Source organism: Rhodoferax sp. (assembly GCF_023701345.1).
GTDB lineage: Bacteria > Pseudomonadota > Gammaproteobacteria > Burkholderiales > Burkholderiaceae_C > Rhodoferax.
In genome coordinates, this window is the sequence record NZ_JAMPXE010000071.1 from 1 (window position 1) to 17153 (window position 17153).

The window sequence follows — 17153 nt, forward strand, 5'->3', positions numbered from 1 at the left end:
TCGGCATGCCGTTGTTGAAAGCGCCGGCGTTGGCTTTGGATTGCGGCTGGCGCACCATCATGCGGCTCACCGGCGCGGCCATGGCCAGCTGGTGGATGTGCTCGGGGTTGAACGAGTAGATGCCGCAGGAGTGGCCCTTGCCGCCCACGTTGTAGATGCCGCGCATCATGTTCAGGGCTTCATCAAAGGTGCCGTACTTGTACACCGCCAGCAGCGTGGTGAGCTTTTCGCCCGAGTAGGGGTACTCTTTGCCAATGCCGTCACCGCGCACGATGATGAACTTGCGGTCAGCCGGGATGCTGAAACCCGCGGCTTCGGCCAGCTTCTGCGGCGCCACCGCCACGGTGTCTGCCAGGCGGTGGTTCTCGTCGTCCCACATGGCTTTGCGCAGCTTGGCTTTTTCTTCGTCATTGGCCAGGTAGCCGCCTTCTTTTTGCAACTGAGCCAGCATCGCGTCAAAGATCGATTCCTGGATGATCAGGTTGCCGTCGGCCGAGCAGCCCGAGCCAAAGTCGGAGGTCTTGCTCAAACGGGTGTTGAGGGCCGCTTCCTCGATGTTGGCGGTCTCGTCGATCACCATGGTCGAGTTGCCGGCACCGACGCCATAAGCCGGGGTACCCGAGCTGTAGGCGGCGCGCACCATGGGCTGGCCGCCGGTGGCGATCACCAGGTCGGCCTCGGCCATCAGCGCTTGCGACATCGGGATGTTGACCTTGGTCAGGCACTGCAGCAGGTCTGCCGGTGCGCCTTCGCGCTCCAGCGCTTCACGCATCAGGCGAACCGTCTCGAACGATGTTTTCTTGGCGCGCGGGTGCGGCGAGAAGATGACGGCGTCACGCGCCTTGATGGCGTAGATGGCGTTGCCGGCGGGGGTCAGGTCGGGGTTGGTGGTGGGCACGATACAGGCCACGATGCCGGCGGGCTTGCCGTATTTGACAATGCCTTTTTCCGGGATTTCCTCGATGATGCCGACGCTCTTCTGGCGCAGCGCATCACGCAGGATGCCACGGATTTTCAGGCGCTTGCCCATGCGGCTGACCGGGTCACCCAGGCGACTTTCGGTAATGCCTTGCGCCACCAGGTTGGTGAAGGTTTTCTTGTTGGCCACGGCCCAGGCCACGGCCTGGCACAGGCGGTCAACACGCGCCTGGTCGTAGGTTTCTATGATGGCCAGCGCGGCGCGGGCGCGGGCAAAGGCGTTGTCGAGTTCTTCGCGCTGTTCGGCGTTGATCTCGGTCTTTTTGAGTTCGGGCGGAATGTTGCTCATGAGGGGTCTCCTGTTTTAGGTGGGGGAATGATCAATCAAGGTGTTTCTGTGCGGTTTGCAGGGCACGGCGGGCATACTCTTCAAAACCAATTTCAGCGGCTAACGCATCGCCCGGAATTTCCAGGCAGTAGGTGATCGGGTCAGGCAGGCAGGCCAGAATGTCCTTCACACCAAACGCACCATTACCCGGGAACAAGCGATCGCTGCGGGCTTCGTGCAAGGTGCTGTCCAGGCCCGGTGCAATGGCTTTGGGACCGTCGCACACATGGGCAAAGTGGAACCATTCGCGCGGCAGGGCCTTGAGTGCCTCCAGGCTGGAATTCGAGCGGAAGAAGTGCAGCATGTCAATCAACATGCCGGCGTTGTCACGCTTCACCGTGTTAAGCACGGTGGTCGCGGTTTCCAGGCTGCCGGTCTCGGTCCACCACGGGAATTCCAGGCTGATGGTGATGCCCAGCGGTTTGGCGTAATCACACAGCTTGGCAAAACGCTCGTGGGCACGTTCGCGGTTGGCGTCGGGCAACTGGCCAATGACATGTTTGGCGCCCAGCTCTGCCGTGGCTTCCAGCATCGGGATGTAGCTCTCGGCATCGTGCGTGGGGTCCATGCGGGCCAGCTCCACATCCCACACCTTGACGCCAGTGGCGGCCAGTCTGGCTTTGGTGGCTGCCATGGCCGTTTTGCTGGTAATCAGCGGGTAAAGCGGCTCGGCATCGGTCACCCGGCTCAAGCGCAAACCGACATAGGTGTAGCCGGTTCTGGCGGCGACCTCGATCAAATCCACCGGAGGCAGCGCCATGGCTGTCAGGTGGGCCAGTGAGTATTTGTGTTTCATGATGATTCCGTTGGGTGGACCGGCTTATTTGTGGCCACCAGCAGCCGCAATGGCGCTGGTATCGGCGTGGTGCACCTTCTTGCCCGGCGAGTAGATGTCCATGATGTTCCAGTGACCGGCGGTTTCCACCGGCGCGTTTTGCATCGCCACGTCGATGACAAACGGGCGGTTGGAAGCCATGGCTTGCTCCAGCGCGGGTTTGAATTCCTCGGCCGAGGTGACGCGGACACCTTCCGCACCGTAGGCCCGTGCGATGGCGGCAAAGTCGGCCTGGAACGGTGCGCCGTCCTTGAAGAACAGCGTGCCGAGCGTGGTGCCGTAGTGGGCCAACTGCAAGCCGGCAATGGTGCCAAAGGCGCAGTTGTTCATGATCACCCAGATCACCGGCACGTTGCTTTCCACGGCGGTGGCGAGCATGGCCGGATTCTGGCCAAAACCACCGTCACCGACCAGTGACACAACCACGCGGTCCGGGCAGGCGATCTTGGCGCCAATGGCGGCCGGCGCGCCGAAACCCATGGTGGCAAAACCGCCCGGGGTCAGGATGCTGCCGGGGGTGAAGATGTCGAACTGCTGGCCGACACCATTCTTGTTCCAGCCCACGTCGGTGGTGATGATGACGTCGCGCGGCAACACGGCACGGGCGTCGGCCAGGATGCGCTCGGGGCGCATCGGGAAGGCGTTGCTTTGCTGGGCTGCCACCAGGCCGGCCTTGAAGGTGCTGCGGTTGGCGGCCATCTCGGCATTGAGCGCATCGTTCTTGAAGCCTTGCGGGTAGAGCTTTTTGGCAACGCGATTCAGTACCTTGAGCGCCTGCTTGAGGTCAGCCACAGCGCCGATCTGTACCGGGTAGTTGCGGCCGATTTCGCTGGGGTCGATGTCGATGTGGATCAACTTCGATTTTGTAAAGTCGAAGGTGTACTCGTTTTCCCACGAACTGCAATCGGCTTCGGCAAAGCGGGTACCCAGGCCCAGCACCAGGTCGGCATTAAGACACTTGTCGTTGATGAACTTGGTGCCCCAGAAACCCGTCATGCCCAGGATAAACGGGTGGTCGTCAGGCAGCACACCCTTGCCCATCAGGCTGTGCGACACCGGCAGGCTCATGTGGTCGACAAATTCCTGCAGCTCGGCTGTGGCGTTGGCCAGCACGATGCCGCCGCCGACATGGAGCTGCGGCTTTTTGGCAGCCACCAGCGCCTCGATGATCTGGGTGGCGACCTCGTCGTCAATCGACGGGGTGTGCAGCTTCTTGGTGTGGCGCTTGAGCTTGGCAAACAGTTCCACATCCACTTCTTTCGAGAAAATGTCCATCGGCACCGACACCAGCACCGGGCCGGGGCGGCCGGTCTCGGCCAGCTGAAAGGCTTTGTCGATGATTTCGGGGAACAGGTCGGGGCGCTCGACGCGCCAGACACGCTTGCAAAATGGGCGGTACATCTCGGACTGCGAGGCATCCGAGTGCAAATTCACTTCCTGGTGCGGGTTCTTGCCATAGTAGTGGCTGGGCACGTCACCGGCAATCACCACCATCGGGATCGAGTCGAGCGCGGCGTTGGCGACACCGGTGGACGCATTGGTCAGGCCGGGGCCGAGGTGGCTCAGCACGACGGCGGTGGTCTGCTTGGCGCGGGCGTAGCCGTCAGCGGCGTGGGCGGCCACCTGCTCGTGACGGGTGTTGATGAACTTGATGCTGCTTTTTTCCAGCGCCGTCAGCACCGCGATGTTGGTGTGGCCGCACAGGCCAAAAATGTACTCAACGCCGCGGTCTTCGAGGTATTTGACCAGTTGGTGCGAAATCAGATCCTGCATTTTTGTCTCCTGATGTGAATGGGCTGTGTTGTCTCTGCGAAAGGGCTGAACGTGCGATAAACAGATAAAGCACGAAAAGTTTCGCTACTTTATCTATTTCACAAAAAAACTTTGAACTAAATTGTTCATAATCGTACGTTAATCGAACGTTATTGAGCGATTAACAATACAAATTAGGGTTAATACCTAATTTCAGCATCTGCAGAAGCTTTTCCAGCCACCACTTGCGGGTGGTTAATCAGGATTTGGATGTGTCAGGTCGGGCTAGGCCGACAACATGTCAAAGCCTTGCGCCTCGACACTCGCAAAGGCACGGGTCAGCTCCGCCACGGCCGCATAAAAGCGTGCCTTGGGGTGCTGTTGAATGGCATCGCACAACTGCCCCGCCCAGGGCTGCAGGTGGGCGGCAAAAAAGGCTTGCTGACGCGCCAGGTTGGCCACCGCCACGTCGTCCCCGGCAATCAGGTAACGCATCACCTCGCACAGGTAAGCCACGTGGTCTTCGGTATCGGACATGGCCTCGTCACGCCCCAAGCCCAGGTTGTTCAATTCCGTGCGCAAGCGCGCCAGCGGTTTTTCGTTCAAGAATCCGCTCAGGTAATGCGAGCCATACAGGTACACCTCGGGCTTGCCCACACCGCCAAACAGGGCGTTGTACTCCTCGGCCAGGGTGTCGTCGCTCAGCTCACGCGCCACACCCACCAGGGCGCGCCAGGGTCCCTCCAGAAAGCCGCCGGCCGCCGGGGCCTCGGTGGCGGCCACGCGCAAATTCGCCATCAATTCAGGGGCAGGTGGCGCATAGTAGAGCTGGGCCAGCAGCCCATAGAGCTCGGCACGGGCGGTTTCTTCGTCGAGCGCGCTGCTCACGGCAGTTTCAGGCAATGGCATCATGATGTGATATCTGTGATTTTGACTTCAGAGTCGGCCGAGTAGATGTCGATGACGCGGCAGTCGCCGCACATTTTGAGGCGCTCCAGCGCGGCGCCCTGAAACATGCTGTGGCCAGCCAATTTGCCCAGCATGCCCTCGATCGCCTTGAGCGTGCCAAACGGTTTGCCGCAGCGCACGCAGGCGTAGGGCTGCATTTCGTTGAGCACCACATGCTCCTTGCGCTGGGTGCTGAGGTTGAGCCGGGGCACCAGGCTGAGCGCCTGTTCCGGGCATGTCTTGACGCACAGGCCGCACTGCACACAGTTTTTCTCAATGAAGCGAAGTTGCGGCGCCTGCGCGTTGTCTGCCAGCGCACCGGCCGGGCAGGCGTTGACGCAGCTCAGGCACAACGTACAAGTGTCCTTGTTGATGGCCAGGCCGCCCAGCGATGAGCCGCTGGCGGGCAAGGCAATGGGCACCTGACTGGGCTTGGGTGCGTGGCTGATCAGGTGGTCCAGCGCCAGCTCCAGCGTCGCGCGTTTGTCCAGCTGCACCGCAAAGCCGGCATGGCGCGTCGGGGCTTGCGCCGGGGCGGCCTGCAAATCACGGTCAAGCGCGGCCAGGTCGCGCGCATCGCGCACCTGCAGCAGCCTGAAATGCTCGCCGGCGTAGCCCAGACCCGTCAAAATGGTTTGCGCCACGGCCATTTGCTCGCGCAATGCCTCGGCATACTGGGGCGCTTCTTCATCGGTCAGCAGCAGCCAGACCTGGCTTGCGCCGTAGGCCACCGCCGTCAGCCACAGCTCCAGTCCGGTGGATGACGTGTGCCACAGCGCTACCGGCAAGACACGCGCCGGCACGCCATGGGTGCCGTCTTTTTGGCCCTTTTCAAGTTGCGCGGCACGAACCAAATCGCCCAGCAGGCGTGCCCCGGCGCCCTGGCTGTGCAGCAGCAGCGCGGCTTCTTTTCCTCCGCTGCGCTGGTAGGTTGACAACAGCGTTTTGAGCTTGACGCCCTGGTCGCTGGCACGCGGGTAAGCAAAGCCCATGGCGCCGGTCGGACACACCGTGCTGCAAGTGCCGCAACCCACGCACAGGTTGGAATTCACCTTGATTTGCTGGTGTTTGTAATCGCTGCTGATGGCACTGGCCGAGCACACATCGATACAGGCCGTGCAAGCCACCTTGTCATTGCGGCTGTGGGCGCAGAGCTTTTGCCTGTAGCTGAAGAACTTGGGCTTTTCAAATTCACCGACCAGCTCGCGCCAGACCAACAGGGCGTTGAGATCGCGTCCATCCCAGTGCAGGTAGCCCTGCGGCTTGGCGTGCTGGCTGAAGGCCGGGGTTGCGCGCAAGTCCAGCACCAGGTCGAAGGTGTCGGTGTGGCTCTGCGGCGTGCGGCTGAAGTCAATGGCACCCGCCACCTTGCACACCTTGACACAGGCACGATGGGCGTCGCAGGCCTGCAGGTCAACCTGGTAGTCCAGGCCGATGGCGTCTTCGGGACACACTGCCAGACAGGCGTTGCAGCGCGTGCACAGGTCGAGGTCAATCGGGTTGTTTTGCTGCCAGCCCAGCTCGAACGCGCCGAGCCAGCCGGTGAGGGTTTGCAGTTGACCACCGAGCACCGGGTAGCGCCGCTCCTGCGCCGCACCCAGCTCACCAGCGCCCTGGGTGAACAAGGTGACATCGAGCGTGTCACCCAGCAAACCGGCAGCGCGCTCGGCGGTGCCGAGTTCACCAATGACCAGGGCCCGCCCTGCACTCTTGTAAGTGACCGTGGCCACCGGCTCGGGCTCGGGCAAATGGGCCACCGCCAGCAGGGCGGCAATTTTGGGGCTGGCTTTTGCCGCATCACGGCTCCAGCCGCCGGTTTCGCGAATATTGACAAACTTGATGGGAGCGCTCAGATTAGCCTGATCAGCCAACTCGTTGAACAGCCTGGTTTCCTGGGTGCAGGCCACCACCAGCACATCGCTGCCCCCGGCCGCCTGCAGAAATTCAGCGGCTTCGCGGCGGCACAGGCCCGAATGCAGGCTCAGCGGCTCGTTCAGGCTCGCGCTCAGGGCCCGCGGGTCGAGCGGCATGGTCTGGTTGCAGTCGCAAATCAGTGTGGTCATGGTGTGGGTCCGGATCTTGTGGTGGAGAAATACCCACCGCTGAGGGTGCAGGCATGGCCGAACTGGCGGGCGGTACTGACTCGGGAACTGGCACCTGTTCCTCGTCGTCAAACAACTTGAGAAACTTGGCGCTGGCCATCTGGCGCAACATGGCGGCAGGCATGGGGCTGGGCCTGGAATAATCGTCGATGTAAATGTCGAGGCCGTCCATCACGTTGTAATGCGGGTCGGTAAAAAGCTTTTTCATGGCGGCGTTGCGCACCTCGGGGGCGACATCGCGCGCCACAAAAGGGGCAAAGCTGCTGTCAGCGTGCAAGGCCTGTACATCGGCCAGCGTCGGGGCTGGCGCAGGCGGACTCTCCTGAACTTGCGGCCTTGATGTTTCAGGCACGGAATCAGCGGCAGTTTCAGCAACCCCAATGCGCTTGTCGGTTGGCGGCTCAGCCACCTCCCTGCCCTCGCGCAACGTCTGCTTGCGCTGCGACCAGCGGCCCAGAAAGCCGTCAGCCACGATCGTCCCCCTGAGCTTTGCCAAAGGATTTTCCGGTGCTGATGGAGGCCGGGTTGCCGAAACGGTCGGTGAGCGACTTGAAACTCTCGGGCCGCTTGCGCCGTTTGGGTTCCACCACGTAATGTTCATCGACAAAGGCCTGCAACCACTGCACCACCGGCGCCGGGGCGGCCACCTGCTCCACGGTTTCCTGCGCATCGAGCCAGCGACCCGCGTCGTAATAGCTCAGACTCACCACCACCGGCTTCGGGATAGGCTCTGCCGCCACGCCAGGCTCGTCTTCCATGCGCCACAAGACAAACCAGCTGGGCACGTCGGTGCTGGCGTTGAGGTAATAGCCCTCGCCATCGTCCTTGAACAGCTCCACCTTCAGGCCGCCGTGCAACCAACGTTGTTCATTCTCATTTTGGTACAGCAGGCGCGGCTCAGTGCCAAAGCCGGCTTCGTTCATGGCCACTTCGGCGAGTTGCCAGCGCCAGGGTTGCCAGCGGGCGGCCGGCCCGGTGTTGGCCACGCGCTGCATGATCACGGCAACTTCAATGAATGGACGTAAGGTGGACATAAGGCTTTGAACTGTAACGGATTCAAATGCACCTTGCCAGGACTGGGCCGCCGATGCAGCACGACCGCGAACAGTGAGTGTGTCGCCCCCCATGTCATGTCATGGCCCGCACGGTGTCAAAAGCTACGGGCTCTGACGCCCAGCGTCACCTCCACGCATTTCAAAGAGCGTCTGATGAAAGCAGCCTGCAGCGAGTCCCATATTGGCAAAGACCTTCTTGCGCGTCTGCCCGAATTGTGCGTGCTTGACTTGCATCCAGGCTTACCTGCGGTTTGGTCGGTCCGGCAGGCGGTCGTAGCGGTTGCGCACACCGTCGCCATCACGATCACGGTCCCGCTGGTTCATGATGCCGTCGCGGTCGAGATCACCGTAAGGACCATGAAGACGTGCCTGGCGCCACTGATTGCGCGGGCTGCCCGAGTCGTAGACGTTGGCGATGCCATCGCGGTCGCGGTCGCCGTAAGGGCCGCGGCGTTGCCCGTTCTGCCAGCCATAGTGACGACCATTGTCATAGCGCTGGTAGTAGCCGGGCGCGGGCGTGAAGTAAGACAGGGGTTGCACATACATGGGCGCGGGCTGTACATAGACACCCGGTACCTGCACGCCGATGGAGAAGTGCACATCGCTACGGGCCTGCGCCGACGAAGCCGCCGCCAAAGCACCCAGTGCCAGGGCAACTGCTGCGAGCGATTTGGTTGAAGTGAGATTTTTCATGAAAACTCCTTGGGTTGGTATGGTCCACATCTTGCGCGTCCTTATATGAACGCAAGCTGAACCGATGCAAGAAATATCGGGAGCAGGCTTGCCCCAACCAGCCATTCGTGACCAACTGCACCTGGTCGTACAGTGCGGCCAGTGCAATTGACGAGCGGGGTTCACCTATGATGAGATCGTCAAACTAAATCACTTCAAGCCATGGCAGCCGAAATTGCTCACATTGACCCGGCGCGCTGTACGGGATGCGGCCGCTGCATCTCTGCCTGCGAGTTGCGCCTGCTTGCCTTTGAAACAAAGGCCTGGAAGAAGAGGACGGTGTTGCAGGACATCGACCGCTGCAGCGGCTGCGGCGAATGTGCCGCACGATGCCCCACCGGTGCGATCAGCATGGCTGACGCTTACGTCAGCGACAGGAACCAGTTGAGATAAGGCACACCAACCAACATCAAGGCGGCGAGGAAGATCAGGCCAAAGATGGCCCCGAGTCGCCAGAAGTCGAGGCGACTGATGTAGCCGCTGCCGTAATAGATGGCACTTGGACCGCTGGCATACGGGGTAAGCAGGCAACTCAGGCCCGATGTGTAGCACAGCAGCATGGCCACCAGTTTCAGGGGCATGTCAGGCACCGCCATCACTGCCACCAAAAACACCGGCAGCAAGGCGGTCGCATGGGCGGTCAGGCTGGCAAACATGTAATGCACCAAAAAATACACGGCCACCATCAGCATGACGATCCACATGATGGGCAGGCCCTGCGTCAGATGAACATGTTCCAGGCCCAGCGTTCGTTTGCTCAAAAGCTTGACCAGGTTCAGCGAAACGCGCGCCGCCCCAGACCGGTTTTTTCATAGCCCAGGCCAAACATGTAGGCAATAAAAATCAGCCAGATGACGCTATTGGAAAACCCCGACAGTGCCCACTTGGTGGTCTCTGAAGGTTTGCCACCGACCAGTTGCAAGCCCTCGACATTGGCATCCGCTTTGGCGAGCCGCCTGACTCCAGAGTGGTGGCGCGAAAGATTGCGGCCAACAAGCGGCAGATTATTGAGTCGCCGATTTACCTCAAAACGCATGGTCGGCCCCAGTTGCCCCACGACCTGACTTGGCACAACTGCCTGATTCTGCGTCAGGACGACACGGCCTATGGGTTATGGCGATTTACCAAAGGCCAGCAAACTGAAACCGTCAAGGTGCGTGGCACCTTGAGCAGCAATGACGGCGAGACCGTACAAAAATGGGCGCTGGATGGGCACGGCATCCTGATGCGGGCGCAATGGGATGTGGCACGGTTTATTCAAAGTGGCCGCATGGAGGTGCTGCTGCAAGACTACGCACTGCCTTCCGCTGACATTTATGCCATTTACTTGCAAAAAAACAATCTTGCCGCCAAGGTCAGGGTCTTTGTTGACTTCCTTGTGAGGCATTTTGGGGAGTCACCCAATGAATGGTGTGTGTCAACCACCTGAAACGAAGGCCTCGGAAGTGGTAGTCTGCGTTGCATGACATTGAGCGCGGTTCTAAAGGCACGGAAGTAGCATCGGGTGCATGCCCCCGCACGAAAACGGTCTTTGGCAGTTTTTTTATCATACGGCATGAACACCTCCGCCCCTGACACGACACCCAAGCGCAGCAAGCGTGCCTATTGGCTGGCCCTGGCCATTATTCTGGCCCTGATCGGCTGGTGGTTCTATGCCACCCCGCGCCAGGCGCCCGATGCACCCGGCCGGGCTGTTACAACGGCATTGCCAGCCGGCAGCGAGGTGGCGCTGTTTGCCGGTGGCTGCTTCTGGTGCACCGAGGCTGACTTTGACAAAGTGCCGGGTGTGCTGGCCACCACCTCGGGCTACACCGGTGGCAAGACCGCCAACCCCACGTATGCCGAGGTCTCCAGCCACACCACCGGCCACGCCGAAGCCGTGCAAGTGGTGTTTGACCCCAGGCAGGTGAGTTACCGGCAACTGGTGGACTACTTCTGGCGCACCATTGACCCGACCGTGAAAGACCGCCAGTTCTGCGACATCGGAACGCCCTACCGGACTGCCATTTTTGCCACCTCACCAGAGCAACTGCAAGCGGCCAAAGACTCACTCGCAGCACTGGAAAAAACCAAACCCTTTACCGAGCCCGTCGTTACTCAGCTGCAGATGGCAGATGACTTCTACCCGGCCGAGGCCGAGCATCAGAACTACCACCAGAACAACCCGGTGCGCTACGACTTTTACCGCAAGGGCTGCGGCCGCGATGCCCGCCTGGCGCAACTGTGGGGCACCAAGGCCAAGCCCTGACCCCACGCCTTGCCGCTTCAGGTTTCCTTGGAAATCTTGATGCTCGGGAACTTGCTGGAAAAGTCCTTGTTCTTGGCCGCAATGGCCAAGGCCACCTTGCGTGCCATCGCTTTGTAAAGCCCGGCCACCTCGCTGTCGGGATCCGACACCACGGTGGGTTTGCCGCTGTCCGCCTGCAGGCGGATCTGCATGTTGAGCGGCAGGGCGCCCAGGTAGTCCATGCCGTATTCAGCGGCCATTTTCTTGCCGCCATCGGCGCCAAAGATATGCTCGACATGGCCGCAGTTGCTGCACACGTGCACTGCCATGTTTTCCACGATACCCAAAATCGGCACGCCCACTTTCTCGAACATCTTGATGCCCTTTTTGGCATCGAGCAGGGCGATGTCCTGCGGCGTGGTCACCACCACGGCGCCGGTCATGGGCACGCGCTGGCTCAAGGTGAGCTGGATGTCGCCGGTGCCCGGGGGCATGTCGACGATCAGGTAGTCCAGGTCTTTCCAGTTGGTCTGGCGCAGCAACTGCTCCAGCGCCTGCGTGGCCATGGGGCCGCGCCAGATCATGGCCTCGTCCTGCGCCACCAGGAAACCGATCGACATGACCTGCACGCCGTAGTTTTCCATGGGCTCCATGGTTTGCCCGTCTTCGCTCTCGGGCCGTCCCGAGATGCCCATCATCATGGGAATGCTGGGGCCGTAAATGTCGGCATCCAGAATGCCCACGTTGGCGCCCTCGGCCGCCAGCGCCAGCGCCAGGTTGACGGCCGTGGTGCTTTTGCCGACGCCGCCCTTGCCCGACGCCACGGCGACGATATTTTTCACCTTGGGCAACAAGGCCACGCCGCGCTGCACCGCGTGCGCCGTGATGCTGGTGCTGATATTGACCGACACATTGGCCACACCCGCCACGCTTTTGGCGGCGGCAATGAGCTCTTTGCGAAAGCCCGGAATCTGGCTCTTGGCGGGGTAACCCAGCGTCACATCAAAAACCACGTCGCCATCGGTCACAGTCAAATTCTTGACGGCTTTGCTCGACACAAAATCGCGCCCGGTATTGGGGTCGATCACGCCCTTGAGGGCATCCAGCACGGTCTGCTCAACTACTGCCATTTATTTCTCCTGATAAGCCTCTAGTCTAGCCAAGATAAGTTTGACCTTATTTGCTCGGGCAAATCGGGATTTACCTGCCCAAGGGTTCACCCTAGGCATGCGATGGCAAACCGACCTTGGTCACTGCGGATAATCAAGCCATGGCCCATGACCCTTTTGCCCCCTCTGAATCACCTGTTGATAGCCCGCCGACCACTGCCCTGATGCTCACCGGTGGCGGAGCACGCGCCGCCTACCAGGTCGGGGTACTGGAAGCCATGGCTGATCTGCGCCGTGCCTGTGGCGCACAAAACGAAGCCAACCCGTTCCCCATCATTTGCGGCACCTCGTCCGGCGCGCTGAATGCTTCGGCCCTGGCCTGCGGTTGCGATGATTTTGATGGCACGGTGCGCAAGCTCGTTGCCATCTGGCGCGATTTTCATGCCCAGGATATCTACCGCGCAGACTCGTTAAGCATGTTGCGCAGCGGCGCCAGCTGGATGACGCTGCTGTCGATGGGCTGGCTAATTGCCAAGTGGCGACGGCTCAAACCCAAGTCCTTGCTCGACAACACGCCGCTGGCTGAACTGCTCAAGCAATGGGTGCCGCTGGAGCGCCTGCCCTGGCTCATCCGCAAAGGCCACCTGCGGGCGCTGGCGGTGACCGCCTCAAGCTACAGCTCGGGCGAACACATCACGTTTTTCCAGGGTGACCGACAGCTCGTGCCATGGGTCCGCTCACACCGTCGCGGCCTGCGCGACAAGATCACCCACCAGCACCTGCTGGCTTCCAGCGCGATCCCGTTCATCTTTCCGGCAATGGCGCTGCCCTTTGAGGGACAAACGGCCTATTTCGGTGATGGCTCCATGCGCCAGACCGCGCCGGTGGCACCCGCCATCCACCTGGGCGCCGAGCGCATTTGCGTGATTGGCGCCGGCCTGATGCACGAGCCCAGAACACAGCCTGCCGCCGTCGCCGCGGCCCTGTACCCGACGCTGGCACAAATTGCCGGTCACGCGCTGTCCAACATCTTTCTCGATGCGCTGGCCGTTGATGTGGAGCGCATTCGCCGTGTCAACCAGACCCTGAGTCTGGTGCCGCCGCAATTGCGCAGCGCCAGCCACCTGCGGTCGGTGGACCTGCTGCTGATTTCACCGTCACAACGGCTCGATCACATTGCGGCGCGCCACATCGATGAGTTGCCCAAGGCTGTGCGCAGCCTGCTGGGCGGGGTTGGGGTGTCGTCCCATGCGGCCGACATCAAGGGTTCAGCGCTCGCCAGTTATCTGCTGTTCGAGCCGGGTTACACGCGGGAACTGATGGCGCTCGGTTACGCTGACGCCATGCGCCAGCAAGCTGAAATTTGCCAGTTTCTCAACTGGCGCGCTAGCGCTGCGGTGTCTGCGACGACCATGACGGCATCGCAAGAGGACATGGATCGCCGGCGCGACCCACTGCGGCTGCCCTGATTAAAATCACCCTCTTGTCTTGAAAGCCCACGCCATGCCCCGCCAACTCTTCGTCACCACCGCCCTGCCCTACGCCAATGGCAATTTCCACATTGGCCACATCATGGAGTACATCCAGGCCGACATCTGGGTGCGCCACCAGCGCATGCTTGGCAACGCGGTCGACTTCTGTGGCGCCGACGACACCCATGGCGCGCCGATCATGATTGCCGCCGAGAAGGCCGGCGTCACGCCGCAGCAGTTTGTCGCCAACATTGCCGCCGGCCGCAAACAATACCTGGACGGTTTTCACATCAACTTTGACAACTGGCACAGCACCGATGGCCCGGAGAACCACGAGCTGGCGCGGCAAATTTACCGCGACCTGCGCGACAACAAGGACGGCTCGCTGATCGAGTCGCGCACCATCGAGCAGTTTTTTGACCCGGACAAGGGCATGTTCCTGCCCGACCGCTTCATCAAGGGCGAGTGCCCCAAGTGCCACGCCAAGGACCAGTACGGCGACAACTGCGAGCAGTGCGGCGCGGTCTATGCGCCCACCGACCTGATCAAACCCTATTCGGCGCTGTCGGGTGCCAAGCCCGAACTGCGCAATTCGGTGCACTTTTTCTTCAAGCTGTCCGACCCGCGCTGCGTTGAATTCCTCCAGCAATGGACGCAGGACGGCAAGCTGCAACCCGAGGTGGCCAACAAGATCAAGGAATGGTTCACCGTGCGCACCAACCCGGACGGGTCAACCAGCGAAGGCCTGGGCGACTGGGACATCTCGCGTGACGCGCCCTACTTCGGCATCGAGATCCCGGACGCACCGGGCAAGTATTTTTACGTCTGGCTCGACGCGCCCATCGGCTACCTGGCCTCGCTGAAAAACCTGCTCGGCCAGCGCGGCCAGGACTATGACGCCTACATGGCCAACCCGGAACTGGAGCAGTACCACTTCATCGGCAAGGACATCGTCACCTTTCACACCCTGTTCTGGCCCGCCACGCTGCACTTCAGCGGCCGCAAGACGCCGGACAACATTTTTGTGCACGGCTTCCTGACCGTGAACAACGGCGAAAAGATGAGCAAGAGCCGCGGCACCGGCCTGGACCCGCTCAAGTACCTGAGCCTGGGCATGAACCCCGAATGGCTGCGCTACTACCTGGCGGCCAAGCTCTCAAGCCGCAACGAAGACATCGACTTCAACGCCGACGACTTCATGGCGCGCGTCAACAGCGACCTGATCGGCAAGTACATCAACATCGCCTCGCGCGCGGCCGGCTTCATCACCAAGCGCTTCGAAGGCAAACTCGGCGAGGTCACGGAAGATGGCGCCGCGCTCTTGCACCAGCTGCGCAGTGAAGTGGGCACCATCGAGCAGTTCTACGAGTCCCGCGAATACGCCAAGGCGCTGCGCGAAACCATGCAACTCGCCGACAAGGTCAACGCCTATGTGGACGCCAACAAGCCCTGGGACCTGGCCAAGAAACCCGACCAGGAGGGGCGCCTGCAGGACGTCTGCACCGTGTGTATCAAGGCCTTCCGTATCCTGACCTGCTACCTCAAACCCGTGCTGCCGGCGCTGGCCACACAGGTGGAGGCGTTTCTGAACATCGAGCCGCTCAACTACGCCAACATTGTCCAGCCCATGGCGACCGGCCATGTCATTGGCACTTACCAGCACCTGATGCAGCGCGTCGACATCAAGCAGCTCGATGCCCTGTTCGAGGCGCCCGAACCGATTGAAGCAGCGCAAGAAACCGCCCATCCTGGCGGCGAGGCCATCGCCCCGACCATCGGCATCGACGACTTTGCCAGGATCGACCTGCGCATTGCCAAAATTGTCGACTGTCAGGCGGTTGCAGGCTCGAGCAAACTGCTGCAGTTGACACTCGACGTGGGTGAGCTCGATGAGGCCGGCCAACCCAGGCTACGCAATGTGTTCTCCGGCATTGCCAGCAGCTATAGCCCCGAGCAACTGGTCGGCAAACTCACCGTGATGGTCGCCAACCTGGCACCGCGCAAGATGAAGTTTGGCATCAGCGAAGGCATGGTGCTGGCCGCCAGCCACGCCGACGAAAAAGCCCAGCCCGGCATCTATGTGCTGGAGCCCTTCCCGGGCGCCCAGCCGGGCATGCGGGTGCATTGAGCCCACGGGCCGCCGCATGATTCCCCTGCTGCGCGGCTGGACGGCGGTTCAGCGCACCGCCCAGAGCAACCTGCATCTGGGCATCACGCTGTGCTTTGTTGCGGGCGCCACCAACGCCGGCGGATTTCTGGCGGTGGGCCAATACACCTCGCACATGACCGGCGTGCTGTCCTCGGTGGCGGACAACCTGGTCACGGACCAGCTCTATCTGGCGCTGGCTGGAGTCATTTCATTGCTGGCCTTCCTTGGCGGCGCCATGACCAGCGCCTGGATGGTCAATTGGGGACTACGTCGCAAGCTGCAGAGCGCCTACGGCCGCCCCTTGCTGCTGGAAGCCGCCCTGCTGCTGTTATTTGGTCTGTTCGGCTCCGGCATCAGTTTTTTTGCGCTGCTTTTTGTGCCGCTGACGGTGCTGGTGCTGTGCTTCATCATGGGACTGCAAAACGCCGTCATCACCAAAATATCCCACGCCGAGATCCGCACCACCCACGTCACTGGCCTGGTCACCGACCTGGGCATCGAGTTGGGCAAATTGTTCTACGTCAACCGCCTGACCCGGGAGACCCTGGTGCGGGCCAATCGCCAAAAATTAAGCCTGCTGGCCAAGCTGATCGGCAGTTTTTTCGTTGGTGGACTGGTCGGCGCCATCGGTTTCAAGGCCATCGGCTTCATCACCACCGTGCCCCTCGCCATCCTGTTGCTGCTGCTGGTTTGGCATCCGGTGCTCAGCGACGCCAGGCACTGGATCGACCCGCATCGGCATTGAGCTCAAGCGCCAAGTCCTCTGATCAAACTGGTCTCTCTTGATTCATTGAAACGTGCAGGCCATCGCGCGGATGGATTGCCTGTTAACCAGTTCATTGAGCCTGCCTTATCCGGTTGGACACCACACACGAATTGCCGCGTCACTACGTTCCTCGCAAGGACGGTTTTATTTGCGTCGCTGCGAGCCCTTCGGCAGGCTCAGGACAGGCCGCCGCGCGGCAGTCCATGCCGTCGGCAGTCATGGATTGCTTCACTTGCGCTTTCCATGAACACCGAGTTTTGGTTTGTTGTGGGGTCGAATTTATTCGACCATGGCGGACTAAAGTCCGCCCCACAGGGTTCAAGGTCCATATGCGGTATCGGGGCGGATACGGCTGGCTCGCAATGACAACCCGCGTCAGACCCATACCCGCCCTTCGCCGAAACCCCAAGAAATCCAACGAATTGACGTAAGCCGACCTTCGCCTCGTCGGGAAGCCGACATTCATTTTCAGGACCAGAAGTTCTTAAGCAGTCAACCACGGATGAAAATCGATTTCTCAATTTGGTCGTCGGCAGCGCAGCGTTTCCCGACGGTCGCGGCGTAGGCTTGGATTGCATTGGTTCCTCGGAACCGGTCATTGGTATCGTGGTTCCAGTTTTGTCATTTGTCGGTTCCCGAAACTCGGGAGCAGATGGCATGGTCCGCCCACCTAGGCAGCTTTGCAGCTGAAGTGAGGTAA

At 61.0% G+C, this 17153-nt stretch carries 17 protein-coding genes; 6 read left to right on the forward strand and 11 right to left on the reverse strand.

Annotated features, from left to right (window positions below; translation table 11 throughout):
• From NDI87_RS10750 to NDI87_RS10785, 8 genes are all read right to left on the reverse strand, one after another.
• The coding region (locus tag NDI87_RS10750; RefSeq protein ID WP_296275209.1) for an aldehyde dehydrogenase family protein at positions 1-1267 on the reverse strand (1267 nt) is incomplete at its 3' end.
• 31 nt (positions 1268-1298) lie between these two features.
• Complete coding sequence (locus NDI87_RS10755; protein ID WP_296275210.1) at positions 1299-2102, reverse strand: TIM barrel protein; 804 nt, start codon at positions 2100-2102, stop codon at positions 1299-1301.
• Positions 2103-2126: 24 nt separating this feature from the next.
• Positions 2127-3914, reverse strand: a complete 1788-nt coding sequence (locus NDI87_RS10760; RefSeq protein ID WP_296275211.1) for a thiamine pyrophosphate-binding protein — start codon at positions 3912-3914, stop codon at positions 2127-2129.
• Between the two features lie 264 nt (positions 3915-4178).
• On the reverse strand, positions 4179-4805 hold the full coding sequence (locus NDI87_RS10765; protein WP_296275212.1) for a molecular chaperone TorD family protein: 627 nt from the start codon (positions 4803-4805) through the stop codon (positions 4179-4181).
• Positions 4802-6904, reverse strand: a complete 2103-nt coding sequence (locus NDI87_RS10770) for a 4Fe-4S binding protein (protein WP_296275213.1) — start codon at positions 6902-6904, stop codon at positions 4802-4804. Before NDI87_RS10770 ends, NDI87_RS10765 begins: the two co-directional genes overlap by 4 nt.
• The gene (locus NDI87_RS10775) at positions 6786-7415 is read right to left on the reverse strand and encodes a DUF3306 domain-containing protein (protein ID WP_296275214.1); all 630 of its coding nucleotides are present in this window, start codon (positions 7413-7415) and stop codon (positions 6786-6788) included. Before NDI87_RS10775 ends, NDI87_RS10770 begins: the two co-directional genes overlap by 119 nt.
• Positions 7408-7977, reverse strand: coding sequence for a DUF3305 domain-containing protein (locus tag NDI87_RS10780; protein ID WP_296275215.1), 570 nt, complete (start codon positions 7975-7977; stop codon positions 7408-7410). The genes NDI87_RS10775 and NDI87_RS10780 overlap by 8 nt, the downstream gene beginning before the upstream one ends.
• A gap of 261 nt (positions 7978-8238) precedes the next feature.
• Positions 8239-8691: a hypothetical protein gene (locus tag NDI87_RS10785; protein WP_296275216.1), complete on the reverse strand. Its 453-nt coding sequence runs from the start codon at positions 8689-8691 to the stop codon at positions 8239-8241.
• A gap of 201 nt (positions 8692-8892) precedes the next feature.
• On the opposite strand from NDI87_RS10785, the gene NDI87_RS10790 reads away from it, so the two are divergent.
• Complete coding sequence (locus NDI87_RS10790) at positions 8893-9123, forward strand: 4Fe-4S binding protein (protein ID WP_296275217.1); 231 nt, start codon at positions 8893-8895, stop codon at positions 9121-9123.
• Here NDI87_RS10790 and NDI87_RS10795 read toward each other — a convergent pair.
• The gene (locus NDI87_RS10795) at positions 9093-9491 is read right to left on the reverse strand and encodes an anion permease (protein ID WP_296275218.1); all 399 of its coding nucleotides are present in this window, start codon (positions 9489-9491) and stop codon (positions 9093-9095) included. The two genes, NDI87_RS10790 and NDI87_RS10795, sit on opposite strands and share 31 nt — an antisense overlap.
• 14 nt (positions 9492-9505) lie before the next feature.
• Entirely contained in the window at positions 9506-9652 is a 147-nt protein-coding gene (locus NDI87_RS10800; RefSeq protein ID WP_296275219.1) for an anion permease, read from the reverse strand.
• Here NDI87_RS10800 and NDI87_RS10805 point away from each other — a divergent pair.
• Positions 9647-10159, forward strand: a complete 513-nt coding sequence (locus tag NDI87_RS10805; protein WP_296275220.1) for a LysR substrate-binding domain-containing protein — start codon at positions 9647-9649, stop codon at positions 10157-10159. The genes NDI87_RS10800 and NDI87_RS10805 overlap by 6 nt on opposite strands.
• 126 nt (positions 10160-10285) lie before the next feature.
• Complete coding sequence (gene msrA, locus NDI87_RS10810) at positions 10286-10978, forward strand: peptide-methionine (S)-S-oxide reductase MsrA (RefSeq protein WP_296275221.1); 693 nt, start codon at positions 10286-10288, stop codon at positions 10976-10978.
• A gap of 17 nt (positions 10979-10995) precedes the next feature.
• Here the strand turns inward: msrA and apbC are convergent, their stop codons facing one another.
• Positions 10996-12087 carry an iron-sulfur cluster carrier protein ApbC gene (gene apbC, locus NDI87_RS10815; RefSeq protein WP_296275222.1) on the reverse strand — a complete coding sequence of 364 codons (1092 nt, stop codon included), beginning with the start codon at positions 12085-12087 and terminating at the stop codon, positions 10996-10998.
• Positions 12088-12227: 140 nt separating this feature from the next.
• Here apbC and NDI87_RS10820 point away from each other — a divergent pair, with 140 nt between their 5' ends.
• From NDI87_RS10820 to NDI87_RS10830, 3 genes are read left to right on the forward strand one after another with little or no spacing between them, the layout of a single operon-like run.
• Complete coding sequence (locus NDI87_RS10820) at positions 12228-13535, forward strand: patatin-like phospholipase family protein (RefSeq protein WP_296275223.1); 1308 nt, start codon at positions 12228-12230, stop codon at positions 13533-13535.
• Between the two features lie 34 nt (positions 13536-13569).
• Positions 13570-15666 carry a methionine--tRNA ligase gene (gene metG, locus NDI87_RS10825; RefSeq protein ID WP_296275224.1) on the forward strand — a complete coding sequence of 699 codons (2097 nt, stop codon included), beginning with the start codon at positions 13570-13572 and terminating at the stop codon, positions 15664-15666.
• A gap of 16 nt (positions 15667-15682) precedes the next feature.
• Entirely contained in the window at positions 15683-16432 is a 750-nt protein-coding gene (locus NDI87_RS10830; RefSeq protein ID WP_296275225.1) for a YoaK family protein, read from the forward strand.
• Positions 16433-17153: the final 721 nt, after the last annotated feature.